Genomic DNA, 19,842 nt, shown 5'->3' on the forward strand with positions numbered 1-19,842 from the left:
CATATCGTTTGTACACAAATAACCACTACTCTGAAGAGCAGTGGCCCATTATTGATAGTTATTTTCCTTGTTAACATCCTTGGTTTACAGTCTTTGACGACTTTTCCATTCCCGATAACGTTCAGTAATCATCGGCTCAATGATGTGATAGTTCTCCATGGAATCTTGCACATGGTAGATCGTTGGCAATCCAACTGCCAATATATTAGTGAAATCAACAGCCGTGTATAGGTCTTTATGGATATCCAGGTATTCACGCGCAAAGGTATCCGCTTCATCCGACAATTCCTTCGAGCTGAGCACACCATCCCAGTTCTTGCGATAGAACTGAGCACCCGTCATTTCATTCCGTTTCACAAGCTCGATATCTGATGCATCGTTTTTAGCACTTCGTTTGCCAATCATATCGTTTTTGATTAACCACGTGATGAACATGCCCGTTGGAACATAGGCTTGAGTGCTGTCCAGTTCTTTTGGAAAGTCTGCCTCATAATGCCACTTCGCTTTGTCATACACATATATTTCTTTTTCCGGGATCTGAAACAAAACCTCTCTCTGCGCCTCCACAAAACCTTTAGTTCTCAGTTCATTAGCCAGTTCATTCAGTCGATCAACGGTTTCCTGCTTGGTAGGATAGGGTTCGTATGTCGGATTCATCGTCTTCTTATCGGGATATAATCGGCCTTTAATGATATTAAGAATGCATACCTCTGTTGCTTCCGTAATGATCAAATGTCGATAATCGGTAAACGTCTTTCCTGGTTTGATCAATACAAGCTCGATCTTCTCCATCTTCTCACCTCACCAATAATGCTAACAACTCCACATATTTCGGGTGATTAGCGTCCACCCCTATGATATCAAAATTATGAACGACTAACATGAGTTACTCTATAAAACTCAGTCTAATGCGAGATTTATCCATTACGATTTGAGAAGATCCACAGCGTTGAGGAAGAAAGTACGATATATTGGGACAAGACCGCTGTATAAAAAAATAGAGATGCCTCGCAGGTCCATTGCTGGCGCTACGAGGCATCCCTTTTAGTTCAAGATGCTGCTATTCGAAATTTAGTTTTCCCAGTACTGCTTGGCAATCTTTTGGCCTTGATCGATCTTTGCCCATTGCTCGGCTTCGCTTAGCTCGTTACCGCCATCACAGGATGCAAAGCCGCATTGGTGCGAAAGCAACAGACGATCCTTATCAATAATTTTGGAGGCTTCGTCAAGCAACCGGATCACACGAGCTTCATCATCAAGTGTGTTGGTTTTGGATGACAACAAACCTAATACAATTTCCGTTTCAGGTCTGTCCTTGAAAACTTCCAATGCTTCGATAGAACCCGCGCGATCATCATCCCATTCCAGGAAGAAGCGATCATATTTCAATTGCTTCAGGAACAGGTTAGCGATTTTCGCGTAAGATCCACCGCCCATGTTGCGAGAATCATAGTTGCCGCGGCAATTGTGTGTCCACATTTTCAAGCCCAGGCTATGACCGAAGTCAATCACAGTATTATTAATATCAATAAATTCGGTAGCGAGACCTTGTACTTCTTCTTGATTAATATGCTCCCCTGTAAACGGAGAGTTCGGGTTGTCGTCTGCAAAAAGCTCCCACAGGCAATCATCAAATTGCAGGATTTTACCGCCTACCGCAGCAAATTCTTCGACAAATTCCTTATACGCCTTCACAAGACCCTCTTTGAGCTCTTGAATGTTCTGATAAACAGCATCCGTACCGCCAATATTATCCGACCAGGAAAGTTCACCAAAGATATGGGATGGCGACGGAACGCAAAGTTTCGTTTGCTGGTCACCCGCCGTGTCTTGCAGCTGTTTGAACAGTTGAATGAAATGATGATTTTTACCGCTCAATTCCCCAGTGATGCGCAGGCCAATATCTTTACGTGTTTCGTATTTTGAAGATCCATCCACATCACGGAAAAAATAGCCATGGTCTGCAATATAACGCTCAACGCCACCAAAGCCCCACACAAAATCCAGATGCCACATCGATTTGGAAAACTCGCCATCTGTAATAATCGACAGGTCATGCTCGATCTCCTTCTTAACAACCTGTTGGATTGCCTCCGTCTCGCATTTCTCATAACCTTCGAAGCTTTCATAGAATGGATATTGGATATCATCACGATGTTCAATTTGTGTTTTATATGTCAGCAGCTCTTCGGGCCGCAACAAACTACCTACGATCTGGAACTTATCAGTCATGTTAAAAACCCCCTCGTTGTATACCATTATCATATCATGTAGAACGAGGCTAGCTGAGATACTTAAATACCATAACTGGTTATAGTTAAAAGCTATAGCGATTCATATCCATCTCACAATGTACTACGCCTTAATTCATAAAAATACTGCACAGCCGGATGCTTCATTTTAATCGACTCGGACATATTAAGGATTCGCTTTTTTCCAAGACGTCTGTCTACCAAAGCCAGAATATTAAACAAGATATCGTTGCTCTCCAGATTATCCTCTATCGAAGTAGATAAAAACGTAGTCGCTACAACGGTAAAATTCGATTTACTGAGTGCAGCCTGTGCCAACAATAGCTCCTTAGCAAGTACGGAGCTTTTTCTGCTTCTTGCTATGACTTGAAGACGATCCTCCGGAACGGTCCCTTTGGTATCTTTTCGGACGGCTTCAATCTCTTCATCGGTCACAGGAATAACGATCTCCGGGTCGTTCTTGATCTCCTGCTCCGTTTGATACCATCTGATTAAGCCAGTGATGTCACTCATGTTGAGTATGTTCTTTTTATCTACAGTAATGTAACAGTTGCCTGATTTATCAGGTGAATAGCGATAGCTGGTTGCCCGGTACTCAACTCTTCCAACTAACGCAGGACTGAGGAAACTCTCCAGTTGTTGCTTCAATTTGCTCCAAGACATAAGTTTCTCCTTGTTCGATATTCATAACCACCCTATCGGGCAGCCTATCTATGATCCATCATACAGTAACCAGCACTTATCCTCCATAATGGAGCGAACCAAGCATCATTTCCAAGAAAAATAATATGTTGTTGACGTGGTTTCTGTTCGATAAGTGTCTATTGTCTTCAAAAGAAAAAACATAGCCAAGTCGGCCATGTTTTCCAAAATGTTATTTTCCTAAATCGCCTAATCCCACTCAAAAAAACACATGGCTACATGAGGAAACTAACGTCATTTTTTATTGCCATAGCTTGAGCATTCTGAGAAAAAAAAGCTTTGCCTCTCGTCTGTTGTTTCTCCAACCTGGAACTTAATTTCCGTTTTCCTCTGTCTCATCATGATCCTTGCTTCTAAATTCATCGAGCAACGTACGCACTTCACTTGTTGACTTAGCGTTCATTAAACTGTTTCTGAGTTCACTAGCCCCTCGAAATCCACGGACATATATTTTGAAGAAGCGGGCCAGTGGGCTGAACGCACGCGGTTCAAGCTCTGAATATTGATCATACAGGTCCAGGTGCAGCCGCAGCAGATCAAGCAATTCATCACTACTGTGTTCCTTCGGCTCCTTCTCAAAAGCATACGGATTTTGGAAAATACCGCGTCCAATCATAATGCCATCTACGCCATATTGCTCAACGAGCCTCAAGCCGGTCTCACGGTCAGGGATATCCCCATTAATGGTCAGCAGTGTATCTGGTGCTATCTCATCACGAAGTTTCTTAATCTCCGGAATCAGTTCCCAGTGAGCGTCTACTTTGCTCATTTCCTCTCTCGTCCGAAGGTGAATGGACAGATTCACAATGTCCTGCTGCAAAATATGAGTCAACCAGTCGCGCCATTCGTCTACAGCTGTGAATCCGAGACGTGTTTTGACGCTGACAGGCAGTCCTCCGGCTTTAGCCGCCTGAATGATCTCCGCTGCGATTTCGGGACGACAGATCAGCCCGCTTCCTTTCCCATTCTGTGCTACATTCGCTACAGGACAACCCATATTGATATCGATGCCTTTAAAGCCTTCCTTCGCCATCCCGATACTCATCTCACGGAAAAATTCAGGCTTGTCTCCCCAAATATGCGCCACAATGGGCTGTTCATCCTCCGTAAAAGTCAAACGCCCACGCACACTTTTGTTCCCCTCCGGGTGACAATAACTCTCTGTATTCGCAAACTCGGTAAAAAACACATCCGGTCTGCCCGCTTCACTTACGACATGTCGAAATACAACATCCGTTACATCTTCCATGGGTGCAAGTATAAAAAATGGTCGTGGTAAATCACGCCAAAAGTTTTCCTTTGTCATCTCTAAACCCCTCTATACCTTCGAGGACAGTCTAATGTCCTTATTAATAGTAAAATCCGTAACTCATGCATCTGTATGTTCTTCATTTACATTAGCAGTTTGGTTGCAATTTACATTTTGATGTCCTTGCTGCTTCTTCACTTGTACCATACAAATGTAACTTCGTTCAAACATCAGTTTATGTTATTGCTTCCAATAAATCTTCGGAATTCACCTTTCCCGATTTTATCACGTATTTATGTAATTTTCAGCACGAGTTCATCAGTAGAACAATAGAAACACAACTTAACTTTCTCGTTTCGGTCTTTATAATAGAAAATAAGCTTCCTCCATCGTTAATTTTTTGAGATTGCTCTTGCCGAACAGGAGAAGCTCCTCTAAAATGAAGCTCGGCAGGCTTTAAACCTGCAAATCGTGATTTGGAGGAGGCCTGGATTAAATATGGAAATTACACTGGATATGCTCAAAGACAAAGTCGAATGCCTGCAGGCTTATGACTTCCGTGAACTGGAACGAGCGATCGAAGAACGAATCGGAATGAACAAGGCATTGCTGCTTCGAGTGAAGCATGTTCAGCATCAAGTGACTTTCGACCCACTTCGCAACAAGATGTTATATAGTGCAGTTGTGCATTTTGCCGCAGAGTGATGGACGAGTTTTTTTACTTTACTAGCGTAAATTTATAAAAGTATACCCGGTCGTTACGGAACCCATGGAGATTCCGCCAAAGATGGTATCTACATTCTCCCCAACGCCGTGCCATTAGATATAAAAAAAGTAGAACTACCCCCGTCTAAATAACATACGGGGGTAGTTTTTTTTAATCAGCTTACTCATTTGAATTTACATTTACATTTCCCAGATTCGGTACAGAATCATCGCTGCTTCGACGCGGGTCAATGGTTCAGCTGGTGCAATTTTGCCATCTTTGCCGTTGACAATTCCGCTTCCTACAAGGGAAGCTACGCTATCCATCGCGTAAGTGGAAATGCTTGCAGCATCGGAATAAGGAGCTAGATTTCCAATGCCGGCAGAATGCTTACCAGCTGCTTTCAGGGCTTTTGCCGTAAGAACCATCATGTCTTGACGAGAAATGCTGCTGTCTGGTTTGAATGTGTTGTCTTCGAATCCAGAGGCAATTCCAAGTTCTTTGGCAAAAGCCACGGCCTGTGCATAGTGAGCGGTTGGCTGTACATCGCTGAAGGCTGCCCCGTTCGTGCCTGAGCCCTTCAACTCAAGTGCTCTGACAAGCAAGGTGATAAAGTCTGCTCTCGTGATAGAAGCTGCAGGAGCGAAGCTATCCTCAGAGATTCCTTTAATAATATCGCGTGCAGCCATCGCTTCGACTGCTTGTTTTGCCCACAGGACATGCTGCACATCGGCAAATGACTTGGTTACGTAGGCTACAGCATAGGTGCTGAAATGAGTTGTTTTAAACACCATCGAGCCGGTTTTAGCATCATAGCGTCCGCTTGGCAAGGCTGTTGCCTGTCCTTGATTGTCAATGTAAAGAATAACGATCTGATGTGCATTGACAAGCTCCTGTGCAGCAGGCGTGTACGGAACAGATACCGTTACAGGTGCCGCTGGGTTGTTCCAGGCAAGGACACGGTCACCAGCTTTTACGCTTAGATCGATCACCGGACGGCTGCCTACGATAGCGCGAACATCTGCGCTCAAGCGATCTGCTGAGACTTTGTTAATCTGAATAGAGACTTGATCGGCTTGCTCCGTAATATTAGAAAGCATGTTGGACGGAATTTGAAGTGTTGCATTCTCCGTCTTAAGCACAAACTCAACATTATTGTTGCTTTGCAGGCTGGAAGTCGGCAGCTGCACCACATAGGATTGGGCATTGGCTTGCTTCGGCACTTCGATGGTAACCTGCTTTTTGCCATTTGCACCTGGAGAAGCTTTTTCAATCGCTTTATTCAGGCTGTCGCTTGAAATGGTTGCTGTGGCTGTTCCATTTTCGACTTTTATTACCGGTACAATTACTGAGTCGTTGCCCGGAAGCTGTGGTTGAGGCTGTGGCTGCGGCGTAGTTCCTGAGTTCGATCCGCCACTGTTACCCCCGCTGTTGTTACCTCCACCACTGTTGCCTCCGCCATTATTTCCGCCTGAAGAAGGTTTGCCAGTCAGCGTCAATTCACCGAATACGGAAGTATCCTGGTAACCTTGACCGGATGGATCATTCCATGCGTTCACGCTGATTCTGTTGCCGTCTTTGGCGTCATTAATCTGCGCATCAAAGCCAATTTTGGCATTGTTCGCAGGCTTAACCTTCTTGAACGGAATCTTCATTTCAACTGTGTAGTTGGTACCGGAAACAGAGACTTTGGAGTCGAAGCCTGCAGCGATTTCCGCTGGATTAAAGGAAGCTACGTTCTCGAAGTTCACTCTGTATTGTCCATCATCGTCTTGGAAGTTAGCCGTTTTTCCGTTATTTTCATCGACAAATACTTCGACGGAATCCTGCTCCCATACATTCGGGTTGGACTTGTTCAGTTGATCGTCTCTGACTTGAACCAACACATACAGATTGTCGTCATCCCAGAGTGCTTTTGCTGTTCCTGTAGCACCTGACCATGCCATTTGCTTCGTATCCAGTTTCATTTCAGGAGCTTGGCTCCATACGCTGTCTACGGAGCCATCAATAGCTGGTGTCCCATAGTAAGCGCCTGAGCGCTTGTATTCAAGCTCTTCAGGCGGATTTTCCGCCATGTACTTTTCAGGATCAACGACCGCGTAGAATGCCTCTTTGGCTTGAAAATTTTTATCGAACAAGGTTGGATTCTGCTCGGCTCTCCAGCTGGTGCTGTCATTTAATCCCCAGAAGGTGACACGAGAAATATGCTCGCTGTTCTTCTTATAGAGATCCATCAATTGGGCATACAGATAGGCCTGTTGTTTGGCTTCTTTTTCAGTGATTGTAGAATTGGTGCCTGCCATAATGTCCAACTCGGTGACACTGACTTCTATACCCAAGGATATAAAACGCTCGAGCGACATCTTAACATTGTCCAATCTCGTGCCCAAATTATAGTGGGCTTGCATGCCGATGCCGTCAATCAGTTTCTCGCCAGGGTGATTTGCGGCGTACTTCTCATTGATCTCTTTAACCATACTGTAGATGGCTGTAGCTTTATTTTGGTTGTCATCGTTATAGTCATTGTAGTAAAGCTTGATATCCCAGCCGTTTTCATCAATGACTTCTTTGGCTGCGAGGAATGCCTCCTCAAGAAAGTCAGGGCCGATGGCCTGTAACCAGCCGGAGTTACGCAATGCATTTTTCCAGTCTTCCGGATTTTGCGGGTTATCGTTCATGGCTTCGTTGACAACATCCCAGGAAATGACTTGGTCACCAAAGTGCTCAACGACCGTTTTAACATGTGTTCTTAGATTCGTCAGAGCTACCTCACGGCTCAATGGTTCACCACTCACTGCCGTATGAAGCCAGGTAGGTGATTGCGCATGCCATACGAGCACGTGACCGTGCAAATCAAGACCTGCATCCTGTACTCTTTGGACAAGAGCATCTTCTGCGGTGAAATCAAATTGTCTGTTCGTGTCATATGCATAATCCGGCTTCATGTCATTCTCAAACGTGACGACATTGTGATGTTTCTTCAGAAGCTTGAGCCGAGTCTCATCAAATGTAGACGGATTAACAATATTCCCAATCAGGAAATCATCCTCATAAATATCCTTGATATTAGGAAGATTTTCTTGAATCGGAGGTGCGGCAGCTACAGGTCCGACATATTTTAGAGCAAAGTCATCCAAGAAAAAGGTACGGTTGCCACCGTCATTATTTGCTGTTTCAATATAAGCATTGAGTACGCTTGGAGTTGTGGTGAGCGTGTACTTACCCGTTAAGTGTACCCATTCCTGATCGGTAACGGTTGCATTTGGTGAAACGTTTGCAAAGCCGCTGTCCGCATATTGAACACTAATACGAAGGGTTGTAGGTGCTTCACCAGGAGCCATTTTCACCCATGCAGACAGCTCATATTCGTGATTCTTCGCCATTTTGCCTGTAGCATCAACCAAGGCTGCATCATATTGTGTCGTAGTCGTCACAAGCAAGCTTTGCTTGCCGCCAGATGTACGATTATCGTCTTGGGAAAGGACTACCGTTTCACGGCCGTTCCGTGCTTTGAATCCATCCAGACCATTCTCAAAATCCGCAGAGATGCCCGTTTTATCTACAACCTCCGGTTCAGTTTGATCAGGGGTCACATCGGTGATGATAACTTCATCAATGTAAATATCCGAGGTTAACGTATTGCCCGATGGTTCAACATAGATGATGACCCCATTCGTTTTAGAAGGTACTTCGTAACCTTTGGTTTCAAATAAAGTCCATTCGGAAGCGTTTACAAACTTGTTCCCTATAAGCCAAGGATACTTCTGGTCCTCCGCTAATATTTCAGAATTTATTTTGGATGCCAGATGGAACTGGCCTTCACCTGAACCGAGTCTAACCTTGAGAGAAATATCATACTTACGGTCCGATTTCATCTTGCCAGTAAGTTCGAGAGCAGGAACGGCCTTCTCATCGGCCCGGTTGAAGAACTTCAGAGATTTCGTACCTTCGGAGGCTAAGTTATCAACGACCGCGGTATCCCCGCTCGATCCCCAACCCAGCTTGCCCCATCCATCGGTACTGCCGTCTTCAAAACTTTGGTTAAGGACTATAGTAGGCTCTGCAGGTGCTTCTGCTTGGGTAATCGTGATATTCCCGATATAGAATTGGACAGCTTTCCCTGCATCACTCGATTTAATCCGCAGAGCTGTCTTGTCCACACTCGTCACGGTAAGAGGGGCAGATAGCATAATGCCTTGTCCCGCTATAAAGTCGGAAGAGCTAATTTCCTTGTATCCCTCTGAGTCAGTAACGCCCTTATTAGATACAATCTCCAGTACTGCTTTCCCAGCTGCAGGCGGGTTAGCATCCGTATCGACATAAACGGAAGCGGTTACAGAATACTCTTTGCCAACTGACAAACCAAGGTCATCAAAAGCGAGGTCCACGCCATCCCAGTTATTAGATCGGTTACTAACTTTTAAAGCTGCTCCATCATCATTGCCTTCAAACGGCTTGCCTGTTACAGTGCTCAACTGGGCACCACCTGATGGAGTTACCTTGCCTTGACCATTCTGGAATGTTTCCTGATACACAATTTGTGAATTAGTTGCCGCTAGATCCGCAGCGCTAACTGCCGGAGCTATCAAGCCACCCGGAAGAAGCAGAGCCGCTGCGAGTAACCCGGAAACGACCTGCTTAAATGATTTCCTCATTCGAAGCATTCCCCCCACACCAAATTTTTTATTAAACATATAAAGCGCTTACATAATTTTCTGTTACCAGCCTCCTTTCACCCCAGATAATACCACTTCATGGAAGAGAAATCTTACTCCAAATTAAAGGGGAATCTTAGTTTTTTACAGAACTATGCCAAGTCTGATAATGGTATGGACATGCGCTTCATTTCTGCTGATCAGGCCGCGACGGATAAATTCGAGAATCTATATAAGTTGAAACGTTGTTCATTACTAGAAAAGAAACAGATAAATCCGTCGCAGCAATCACAAAAGATCCCCTCTTCACTTAAGTCAACATCATCAAGTTTGTCCTCTAAGGGCCCACAGAATCTACATACCAGTTTTACATACACATATTTAAAGTATCAAACCTTTCGTTCAACAATAAAGAAGCTGAACAAGATGTTCAGCTTCTTTATTGTTTAGTGATGTTAGTAGACATAATACGATTCAATTATTACGCCATACTTTTGAAGATCCTCAATATAGTACACATGGAATCTGAACGCCTTAGATGTTTTCCAGTGGTTTCTCAGAATATTTTGAAATCGATACTCGTCACAACATTGTTATGTTCACTATCACGATAAATTTCTATTAAACAAATAAAATCCACATGTACTGTAAATTATCACCACTCGACGATATTGAACAGGTGTCAGGTATCCTATCGTTCCCTGAATTTGATGCTTGATATACCTGTTTAAGTACTCCGATAATACCATTAATATAAAGACAGTCGCTTTTGAGAATTAAGGGGGAACTACAATGCAAGAACTTATATTTATGAAGGATTATAAAAACAATGAAGCACTTAGAAAGAGTTTTTTCGAACTTGCTACCAACACTTTTGGCTTAAATTTTGAAAATTGGTATCAACAAGGGTTTTGGAGCGAACGATACATTCCTTTTTCATTTGTTGAAGGAGATAAGGTAATTGCAAATGTTTCAGTAAACATTCTTGAGTTCATTATTAACGGAGAGAAGAAAAAAGCGATACAAATCGGAACAGTAATGACACATCCTGAATATCGAAAAAGAGGATTATCTACAAGTTTAATGGACAAGGTTTTAGAGGAATATGAGAACAAGGTTGATTTCATGTATCTCTTTGCCAACGATACGGTTTTTGATTTTTATCCCAAGTTTGGGTTTAAAGCCGTAGAAGAGCATCTATTTTCAATGGACTTTACACCAAGCCAATTGGAGCATACAGACATTAGAAAACTAGATGTAAGTCAAGCAGATGATCTACGGTTAATTTACACATTAGCATCAGGAAGATTGCCCGTTTCTCAACGTTTTGGAACTGATTGTACTCAAGGAATATTAATGTATTATTGCCTGAACGTGTTTAGTGATGATATTTATTACTTGGAAAACGAGAACGTTATTGCAATCTATAAGAATGAAAACAATCACATGGACCTCTTTGATATGATCAGCTTAAAGGAAGTCAACATTCAAGATGTTCTGACTAAGATTGCAGGTAAGGATATCGAGAAAATAACGTTCCACTTCACTCCAGATTATAATGGTATCAATATAAAAAGCACTATCTCTGAAGGTGGCTTATTTGTAAGAACAAATGGTGAAAATTTCTATCCCGCACACGTAAAACATCCTATTACATCCATAGCTTAATGCTAGGACAGGCGGACTTTTTGGTCATCCCCCTTAGCAACAATTGCCTCTATGTCGCCTATAAGTCAAACAAGAAAGGAGCGGGAGTGACCCGCTCCTTTACTGTATATGCTAATTCATCTCGAACATCAGTCATTCCTAACCAACATCGCCACGCTCTCCACATGTATTGTAAGGGATATGGGGACATGCCTCACTCCTCTCTTCCACTGCCAGCTTTTTTTTGGGCTTTTCATTCCGCTCATACCTTGAATACTGCTCTTTAAGCCGGTTTTGAATACACAGGTTAATTGATACGGCTCCACGCTACCGTCTTCCTGTTCTCCTGTTATAACTTTTTTAATGACACTTTCGAATACACTGCGATCGAATTCAGAAAGGACGGTATTGCTTTGAAGCACGTTACGAAATTGCTGTTTGCGTTCGAAGAGAACTAGGCTTAACTTACGACGGATTGTCAAGCTAAGTGCGACAGCTCCTCTGCAAAGGATTCGTGAGGGGTTCTCCAACCCAAGCATTTTCATGGTCTGTGGTTAATCAAGCGCAGAGCGGTCTCCAAAGCTTCATTCGTGATTTGTGCGAAATCTGTCCCCTTGGGGAAAAACTCTCGCAAGAGGCCATTGGCATTCTCATTCGAGCCGCGTTGCCAGGAAGAATTCGGATCTGCGAAATAGACCTGTAGGCTATGAGCGGTTTCCAGGCTAGTGTAACAGGCGAACTCCTTGCCACGATCTGCAGTAGCGGTTTGAAATGCACCGGCAGGGTACTGCGAAGCTGCTACACCAAAAGCAATTTCCATAGACAAAGCTGTACGGTCAGGCATGTGAATGGCGGTATATAGGCGGGTCCTGCATTCGATGACGTAGCTAAACATCCCTTGCTTTTCCCACGGCCCGAGACGACCGTATCGAGTTCCCAATGACCTAAGGTTTCCGAGAACGAACCTCTTTCGGACGCTGAGAGATGGTCTTACCCACAGCGAACTTCACGCGTGTCTCCGCAGGCTTCTGCCGTTTACCTTTGTGACTTAGGACGGCAAAGCATCCCTTTCACCAAACTGGCTGTATATAGCCAGCGATAGATGGTTTTAAAGCAGACCACAGGGTGTCCCTCTTGACGGAGTCGTTCTACGATCTGCTCGGGAGACTACGTGGCTCGAAACCTTTCTTCAATAAGGACCGACTGCTGCGGTGTCCATTTTCCGGCAGGGACGGAGGACTTACATCGCTGGACATAGCTTTCCTGAGATCGCTCGGCACGATAGGACTTCTGCGTTTCGTTTCGACGGAGTTCTCGGCAAATGGTGGCATGATGCCTACCTAAATCACGGGCGATGGCTCGTGCACTTTTCCCCTGTTGGTGGAGGATTTCTAGCTTACTGCGCTCAATTATGCTAAGATGTGCGTAGCTCATGGTGGATTCTCCTTGTGTGAATGTGGTGTAGGAAGCTTCATTCTACACGAATCCGGCCATGGGCCATTTTTTATTTATTTTCAGTAGGTGTCGCACTTCATATTACAATCCGTCTTGTTTTAAATCACATCGACCGCTCCATTATTAAAGGATGTATTTTGATGTCGTAGTCAACATTAATTTTCATATTTCCCCAATATTTCAACCATTGCTCTTCCGTTATTTGTTTAGAAAACGGCTTAAGCGAATGTGTTCCGACCCCTAAGGGATCCACTTTCAACCGTTGCATACTTTTTAATAATTCTGACGTTTGTTCCTCAAGGTAGACCTCAATCTCATGAATTAAATGTTCCAATTGTTCCTCACTTTGAATATTCTTTTCTCCCTGGTATTCCTCAATTCTTCCTTTCAATCCCACATGTAAAGACAAGGATGAATAGTCCGTCGATAGTTTCATACGAATATTGGATCGAATACGTCCTAAACTGATAGATAATTTGGGAATGGCCAAGACTTTTAAGAAATGATCGTTATCCAGAAGTTGAAAAATTTCATCGCTTACTTCTTGAGTGACCATTACTTCTTTATCTTTTTGGAAGAAGGCCGTCCCTACGTAATTGAAATTGTTCTTATCCGAATGAAAAACCGGCAGGATCGGATCCTTAAGAGGGGAATATAACATCTTCATAAATTGATGAATATTGACGATGCTCATTTCACCTTGGTTATGCTCCTCGTAATGCTTTAACATCCGATAAAGAAAATAATCTTGGTTTTCTTGCTTCGTCAATTGATTTTTTATGTATTCATCAAAATCGCCTCTGACAATCAATAAATAGACACGCATTGAAATATCGGGATCAACCAATATCGTATTGATCAGCTTTTCAATGCCTCCTTTTTTTGCCAGCTCCTCATTGATTAATAACATTCGCAGCTGCCCCTGCTTTAATTCCCGATAATAAATTAAATTAAAATCCTTGCCTCCCTGCTTTAACAGATCGACTTCCTTGGAGAGAAAGCGTTTTTTTTCTTTGATGAGTGGTGGTACTAAAGTGCTGATTTTAAACTTTCCTTCCGTCCCCTTGTCAACCGACCAGAAAACGACCGGAGCGATCTCTTCGATCATATTGTTCTCGACATATGGAGAAGAACAACCGGCCATCCACATAAGGCTTACAATCGCCAACAAACCATAATGCTTGTATGGTACCATGCCTACATACTCTCCTTTCGTTTAATCACAGTGAAAAGGATCGTAGGAACAAGTAAATAAATGAATGCGCCGAGCCAGATTTGAATGTTCAGTAATATCTTTTGACCCGGAACCGTTTGCCATAACCATTGATCCATTATGATGATGCTTATCAAAATAACGAACCAACTCGACAATAATCCGATCCGAGTCGTACGTTCGTTCATTTTTTTCATAAAGACTCTTCCGGCTCCATAAAAACACAACAGAAGAATTGAAATGTCAAACACATAATTAAACATATGGAAAGAGATAAGGATGTAATCGATTCGTTCTAAACCGCTAGTTTGAATGTAGCTTCCCATATATCCTATCGGAAAATTGATCTTGCTTAAGAAGTTCGAACCGTAAAACAATACCGAAGCAATGAACAATAATGAATATTCCATGATCGTCATCATGTTTCCAATGACCAGATATTTCGATATTTTTTTATTGGAGCTTAACCATGGAACCATAAAGATCAAATATACTGGACCGGAAAATGCCGACCAAATAAACAACAAACCCTGCCATGATTGTCCTGACCATTCGGTGGGTATGAGAGGATACAAATCGCGGTAATTTGCAATCGACGGAAAGAAAAAAGGAATAAACACGATTGCGATCCAAGCCCCGCAAAGAAAGGCGATGATGACAAAACGCAATGTGTTCTCCATTCCATGTGAAGCCACAAATAAGCTGATCAAAAGAATCATTAGGATCAGCCATTTTTTATTCATTGATGGATAAATAAAACTATGGAGCATTTCAACGTATCCCAGTGTGATGATTGAAATTTTTAACAATATTATCAAAAAACCAAGTATTGCGAAAACTTGAACCGCCCGTTTCCCGAAAAGCTGTAAAAATCCTTGATAGCCTTTCGCTGCATAACTGGAAGTAAACCATTTGGACATCATCATCAAATTAAGTTGGGACAGCAGCCCCATCACGACAATTCCCCAAACCATATACGAATGAACCAAATAAACCGGCATGATTAAAATAAAATAATGCATTTGCATGCGATTCACTAAGAAAAGGAAATAGATGCCGCCAAGGGTGGAAGTTCGATTGTATAAAGATAAACTCTTCACTTCTTCATCTCCTTCCGCGATTTCCGCAGTGGTTTTAGGTATTTCGGACGCGTTTTCATCCAAATTAAAGGGCCGCGGATAAAGAGGTCGATCCAATCCTTCCCATAAAAAGGAGCAATCGGCGCTAAATAAGGTTGACCTAATGACGTTAATCCATGGAGATGTGCAAGAATCCCGATCAGCCCGATCACGATTCCCGGCAACCCAAGAAACGATGCAAGGATAAGAAGAAGAACTTGCGTCAGCACCATGGATTTTGTCATTTGGTAATTGGGAACTAAAAAGAAAGCAATAGCGGATATACCCATCAATACAATCAATACTTTACTTGCAAAGCCTGCTTCTACAGCCGCTTGTCCAATGACGATACCACCGATAACCCCTAACGTTTGACTGGTTTTGGTCGGCATTCGCAAACTTGCTTCTTTGATGATTTCCAGCGTTACGATCATGAATAATCCTTCTGCAAACGGAGTAAAAGGCAATTTGCTTCTCGATTCCAATAATACGAAAAGAATCGGCAGCGGAATCATTTGGTAATGAAATGTCGTTAACGCAACATAAAAAGGAATCATCGTCAAAGAAACAATAAAACTTCCATACCGGATTAAACGTAAAAAACTGGCTACCGGCCAACGAAGGAAGTAGTCTTCCGGCGATTGGAGTAGATGAAAAAAAGTAATGGGAGCAATTAAGGCAAACGGTGAATTGGAGACCAATAGCGTCAGCTTTCCCTCACCTAAGGCGTAGGCGCAGGAATCGGGCCGATCCGTTTGTAGAAACTGCGGAAAGACCGTATGATTATGATCTTCAATAAAAGCTGCAAGCTGAGAGGAGTCTAAAAATTGATCGAAATCCACATTTTTAATTTTCTTTCTTGCAAGGGAAACAAATTCTGGATTAGTTAATCCGTCTATGTACATTAACACAACTTTCGTTTTACTTAGTGAACCGATAGTGAAGCTTTCCGTTTTTAATGTCGTTATAGGCAAACGCCTGCGCAACATTGTAATGTTTTTATCGATTTGTTCGCTGAAGCTGTCTTTCGCTCCATATATAACCGTTTCCGTTTCGGAAGGTTCAACTGCCCGACCAAGAGGATTTTCCAATTGGACGCTTAACCATTGATCGTTGACTGAATCGTTTAGAAGAATAAATCCTTGCATTATTTTTTGTTCAGCATCTTCGATCGATATAACTTCTGAAACTTTGGAATTGGTTATGCATGAAGAAAGCGAATTGCCGGCAGATCGATGAAGTGGCTGAATAATCGCCTCGTTTAAACGCTCTTGATCGATTAACGTTTTTATGTATAAAAGATGAACTGAAGCACTGGTACCCATTCTGTGCTCAACGACTTCGGCATCATCCATATGGTTTAATTTCTGTTTTAATTTATCGAGCCATGTGGAAATTTGATGATTTTTCATTTGAGGGTCGTATTTTTCAACCATAGTTTCTCATCCTTTAAAGTAATCATTGGTTTTATCTTGCCCTGTAATCGAAAAAGTCATACGACCGGAAATATTTGTATTTCAAATCGCATAACGTTTCGGGTTTGATTGCCCAAGAGCATAGATGTGCTTCACTAGGAAACTGTTTCTTGATATCCATCCCGATTTACGCTAGGATTTGCTCAGCCATTCGAGTTGCTATGCCAGGGATTGAATCTAAACGTTCAACATCTTCATGAAACGATTCTACCCGCGTAGCAGCTTCCTTATCGAGCGCTTCAACTTGCTCACTCAAGAAATCAATGTGAGTTAAAATGGTTTTTACCGTCAGACGTTGATGGGGGTGCATTAAAGAGCCAGTTCGAGTTCTTTTTTTTCGCTTCAGGGTGCGTCTTGCGTAGTTCGCTAGTTTTTCGGGATCATCTTCAAAGTCAGCAATGGAAGCATTTTATGAGAGGAAACATCCATAATATTCGAGACAACGGAGCCAAGTTTAATGTTCGCACCTTCTTACACCTTCTGAATGCGATCGTATTGTCTAGCTCTCTCTTCAATGATGCTGCGGCGATACCAAACAAGTTCTCGAAGTTCCCGTTGATTTCGGTTTGGAATGAAGCTTGCTTTTATGTAGTCCATGACGGAGAAGTTTGACGATCCTCTTTGAATCCCTGATATCCGTTTTACGTTCAGGCAATGCCTTCATACGCTGGGCATTCACCACTAAAAATTCAATACCTTCAGCTTCAAGTAGGTTGATGATGGGTTTCCAAAATACTCCTGTGCTTTCCATCGCAATGTTAGAACACTTCTGTCAATCGATGAATCGTAATAGTTACACCGTTTTCGTTGAAAACGTTCAGATCTCCTTTCCTTCAGACGTTAGAATGCATACAGTAATATTGTCCTTATGAATGTCCATACCGCATACAATCAGGGGTAAAAAAGGTGGTGGAGACCTATATAAAATGATTCACAGGGATATATTCTCCGGTGCGATGGAGTGGAAGGTTATTAAGGATAACCCAGTATCCTCTGATCAAAAACCAAAAGTAATAAGTAAAAGAAACACGCCTACGAGCGGAAGTCAAAGATATGCTTGCCGCTTTAGAAAAAGAACCTCGCCATTGGAGATTGTTTGTAACCATGGCAGTAACGTCTGGCCTGAGACGAGGAGAATTACTTGGACTGGAAGAAAGCATATAGATCTGGAAACTGGGGTTTTGACTGTTGAACAGTGCGTAGCAATTACAGCTAAGCTAAAGGAGTATCTTGAGTACCGAAGAAAAGAACGAGAAGATCTGGGAATTGATTGGAACGGAGGAGGCTACCTTTTTATATTTTCTCATCCCGATGGCAAAGCATACCATCAGGAGAGACCATATCTGTGGTTCAGACACTTTCTTAAAAAGAATAATCTTCGATACATTAGATTCCATGATCTACGGCACACCTCGGCAACCTTGCTGATCAACCAAGGTGTACACGCAAAGATTATTTCAGAACTTTTGGGGCACGGGAACATTAGCACTACCATGGATATTTATGGCCATGCACTCCAATCTGCTGACCAGTCTTCCGCTGATAAATTTGATTCACTTTTTGATGTTCCCCACCAATTTTCCCCCAACGATGAAAATCAGACTCAAAAACCCTTGTAAATCAAAGAACAAACAGCTTCAACATGATTCGTATGTGGGAACATGTCCACCGGCGTTACCTCAACCGTGCGATATCCGCCATCCTCCAGCACACGCAAGTCACGTGCCAACGTGCTCGGATTACAGCTCACATACACCACACGCTCCGGCTTCATTTCCAGAATCGTATCCAACAAACGTGGATCACAGCCCTTCCGCGGCGGATCGACAACGATGACATCAGCTTCGATGCCTTGTTCTTTCCAGCGTGGAATGACATCCTCTGATGCACCGACTTCGAATTTCACGTTCTTCATCTCGTTCAAGAGCGCATTGCTGCGAGCATCTTCAATGGCTTCTGGAACAATCTCAACCCCGTACACCTGATCCGCATGCTGCGCAAGGAAAAGAGAAATCGTACCGATGCCGCAATAGGCATCGATGACAGTCTCTTTACCACTCAGTCCTGCGTACTCTACCGTCTTCCCATAAAGTACTTCCGTCTGCACCGGATTCACCTGGTAGAACGAACGCGCGGAGATCGCAAACTGCACATCTCCGATATAATCGTAAATCACATCACGGCCCCACAGGACGCGGGTCTCATCGCCAAAGATTACGTTGGTCTGCTTCTTGTTCACGTTCTGGCAAATGCTCGCCACATGCGGAATTGCTTCACGAATACTGCCGATCCACTCATCCTTATACGGAATGTCGCGGCCATTCGTGACGAGAACGAGCATCATCTCGCCTGTACGGAACGCCTTCTTCACAACCACATGACGCAGTAGGCCGCGACCTGTCTCTTCGTTATATGCACTAATGCCGAGATGGCTGCCTAGCTCCTTGACCTTTGCCACCACTTCATCGTTATGCTCATGCTGAATGAGGCAGGTGTCCATGTCGATGATCCGATGGCTTCCTTTGGCGTAAAAACCACCCACCAAGCCACCCTCGGCTGCTCCAATCGGCACCTGTGCTTTGTTGCGATAGCGCCATGGCTCGTCCATCCCCATGGTAGGCAGCACACGAATAGCGTGCTCCGCATCTTCTTCGTTCATGACCCCTTCCATCCGAAGACGGATACGGTTGCTGCCGTTCATTTGCTCTTCAGCAGAGGTTTGTTCAGGTTGGATTGCCTGTTCCTCATCCTCCACCAACACATTCAGCTTGCCAATCCGCTGCAAATTATCCACCACCAGCTGACGTTTCCACGCAAGCTGTCCGGTGTAACTCATATGCTGGATCTGGCAACCACCGCATTGATCGTAGATCGGGCAAGGCGCGGATACACGATCCGGGCTGGCCTTCACAATCTCCAGCAGTTTGGCGTAGCCGTACTGCTTTTTGGTTTTCATCACTCTCACGCGTACGGTTTCGCCCGGAAGCGCACCTTGCACGAAGAGCGTGTATCCATTGGCACGGCCGACACCTTCACCGTCATGGTTCATACCAATGATATCGATGACGGTCTCTTCATTTTTACTAACAGGAAGTCCTTCGATTGGTGCAGATTCACGTTCCCGTCCCTTTGGACGAACGGCAGAAAGAGATGCGCCTTGTGGTCGCACCTCTTTCCCTTGCTGACGTGTTGATGGACGAGATGATTTGCTCGACTGACGGGACGCTGACGCGTTCCCTTGCCCCTGAGAGGCAGCCGAATTCCGGCGGTTTTTTCCACGACCGCTGCGGTTCGTATTAGACAACGTACATTCACTTCTTTCTTCTTATATGTTCATCCCTTGTGCAAGGGAGATTTAATTCATTTTCAG

12 protein-coding genes and 2 pseudogenes are annotated in these 19,842 nt (G+C 43.6%); 3 read left to right on the plus strand and 11 right to left on the minus strand.

Annotated elements, in window-relative coordinates; genetic code table 11:
• Window positions 1-84: 84 nt before the first annotated feature.
• From Q0V21_RS23580 to Q0V21_RS23595, 4 genes are all read right to left on the minus strand, one after another.
• Entirely contained in the window at window positions 85-792 is a 708-nt protein-coding gene (locus tag Q0V21_RS23580; RefSeq protein WP_301880848.1) for a DUF7832 domain-containing protein, read from the minus strand.
• A gap of 279 nt (window positions 793-1,071) precedes the next feature.
• Window positions 1,072-2,232, minus strand: a complete 1,161-nt coding sequence (locus Q0V21_RS23585) for a cobalamin-independent methionine synthase II family protein (RefSeq protein WP_301880849.1) — start codon at window positions 2,230-2,232, stop codon at window positions 1,072-1,074.
• A 113-nt stretch (window positions 2,233-2,345) separates the two neighbouring features.
• On the minus strand, window positions 2,346-2,915 hold the full coding sequence (locus Q0V21_RS23590; protein ID WP_301880850.1) for an SF0329 family protein: 570 nt from the start codon (window positions 2,913-2,915) through the stop codon (window positions 2,346-2,348).
• 352 nt (window positions 2,916-3,267) lie between these two features.
• The gene (locus Q0V21_RS23595) at window positions 3,268-4,260 is read right to left on the minus strand and encodes a tRNA dihydrouridine synthase (protein WP_301880851.1); all 993 of its coding nucleotides are present in this window, start codon (window positions 4,258-4,260) and stop codon (window positions 3,268-3,270) included.
• A 441-nt stretch (window positions 4,261-4,701) separates the two neighbouring features.
• Between Q0V21_RS23595 and Q0V21_RS23600 the strand changes: the two genes are divergently transcribed.
• Complete coding sequence (locus Q0V21_RS23600) at window positions 4,702-4,908, plus strand: DUF2536 family protein (protein WP_301880852.1); 207 nt, start codon at window positions 4,702-4,704, stop codon at window positions 4,906-4,908.
• 201 nt (window positions 4,909-5,109) lie between these two features.
• Here Q0V21_RS23600 and Q0V21_RS23605 read toward each other — a convergent pair whose 3' ends face one another.
• The gene (locus Q0V21_RS23605) at window positions 5,110-9,564 is read right to left on the minus strand and encodes an endo-1,4-beta-xylanase (RefSeq protein WP_301880853.1); all 4,455 of its coding nucleotides are present in this window, start codon (window positions 9,562-9,564) and stop codon (window positions 5,110-5,112) included.
• A 792-nt stretch (window positions 9,565-10,356) separates the two neighbouring features.
• On the opposite strand from Q0V21_RS23605, the gene Q0V21_RS23610 reads away from it, so the two are divergent.
• Window positions 10,357-11,232, plus strand: a complete 876-nt coding sequence (locus Q0V21_RS23610; protein ID WP_079350466.1) for a GNAT family N-acetyltransferase — start codon at window positions 10,357-10,359, stop codon at window positions 11,230-11,232.
• Window positions 11,233-11,689: 457 nt separating this feature from the next.
• Here Q0V21_RS23610 and Q0V21_RS33025 read toward each other — a convergent pair.
• The 5 genes and pseudogenes from Q0V21_RS33025 to Q0V21_RS32935 all read right to left on the minus strand — a co-directional run bounded on the left by Q0V21_RS33025 (window position 11,690) and on the right by Q0V21_RS32935 (window position 17,229).
• Window positions 11,690-12,645, minus strand: a pseudogene (locus Q0V21_RS33025) (IS30 family transposase).
• Window positions 12,646-12,769: 124 nt separating this feature from the next.
• Window positions 12,770-13,861: a Ger(x)C family spore germination protein gene (locus Q0V21_RS23630; protein WP_079350468.1), complete on the minus strand. Its 1,092-nt coding sequence runs from the start codon at window positions 13,859-13,861 to the stop codon at window positions 12,770-12,772.
• Window positions 13,862-13,863: 2 nt separating this feature from the next.
• Window positions 13,864-14,979, minus strand: coding sequence for a GerAB/ArcD/ProY family transporter (locus tag Q0V21_RS23635; protein WP_301880855.1), 1,116 nt, complete (start codon window positions 14,977-14,979; stop codon window positions 13,864-13,866).
• Complete coding sequence (locus tag Q0V21_RS23640) at window positions 14,976-16,433, minus strand: spore germination protein (RefSeq protein WP_079350470.1); 1,458 nt, start codon at window positions 16,431-16,433, stop codon at window positions 14,976-14,978. Before Q0V21_RS23640 ends, Q0V21_RS23635 begins: the two co-directional genes overlap by 4 nt.
• A 550-nt stretch (window positions 16,434-16,983) precedes the next feature.
• On the minus strand, window positions 16,984-17,229 hold the full coding sequence (locus Q0V21_RS32935) for an IS110 family transposase (RefSeq protein WP_367620550.1): 246 nt from the start codon (window positions 17,227-17,229) through the stop codon (window positions 16,984-16,986).
• Window positions 17,230-17,546: 317 nt separating this feature from the next.
• On the opposite strand from Q0V21_RS32935, the pseudogene Q0V21_RS23645 reads away from it, so the two are divergent.
• Window positions 17,547-18,091: pseudogene (locus Q0V21_RS23645) on the plus strand (site-specific integrase); the annotation flags it as partial.
• On the opposite strand, the gene rlmD reads toward Q0V21_RS23645, so the two are convergent.
• A complete protein-coding gene (rlmD, locus tag Q0V21_RS23650; RefSeq protein ID WP_079350472.1) occupies window positions 18,076-19,776 on the minus strand; it encodes a 23S rRNA (uracil(1939)-C(5))-methyltransferase RlmD in 1,701 nt (566 codons plus the stop codon). The pseudogene Q0V21_RS23645 and the gene rlmD overlap by 16 nt on opposite strands.
• Between the last annotated feature and the right edge of the window lie 66 nt (window positions 19,777-19,842).

The organism is Paenibacillus sp. 11B, from assembly GCF_030487755.1.
Classification (GTDB): Bacteria; Bacillota; Bacilli; order Paenibacillales; family Paenibacillaceae; genus Paenibacillus; species Paenibacillus vandeheii.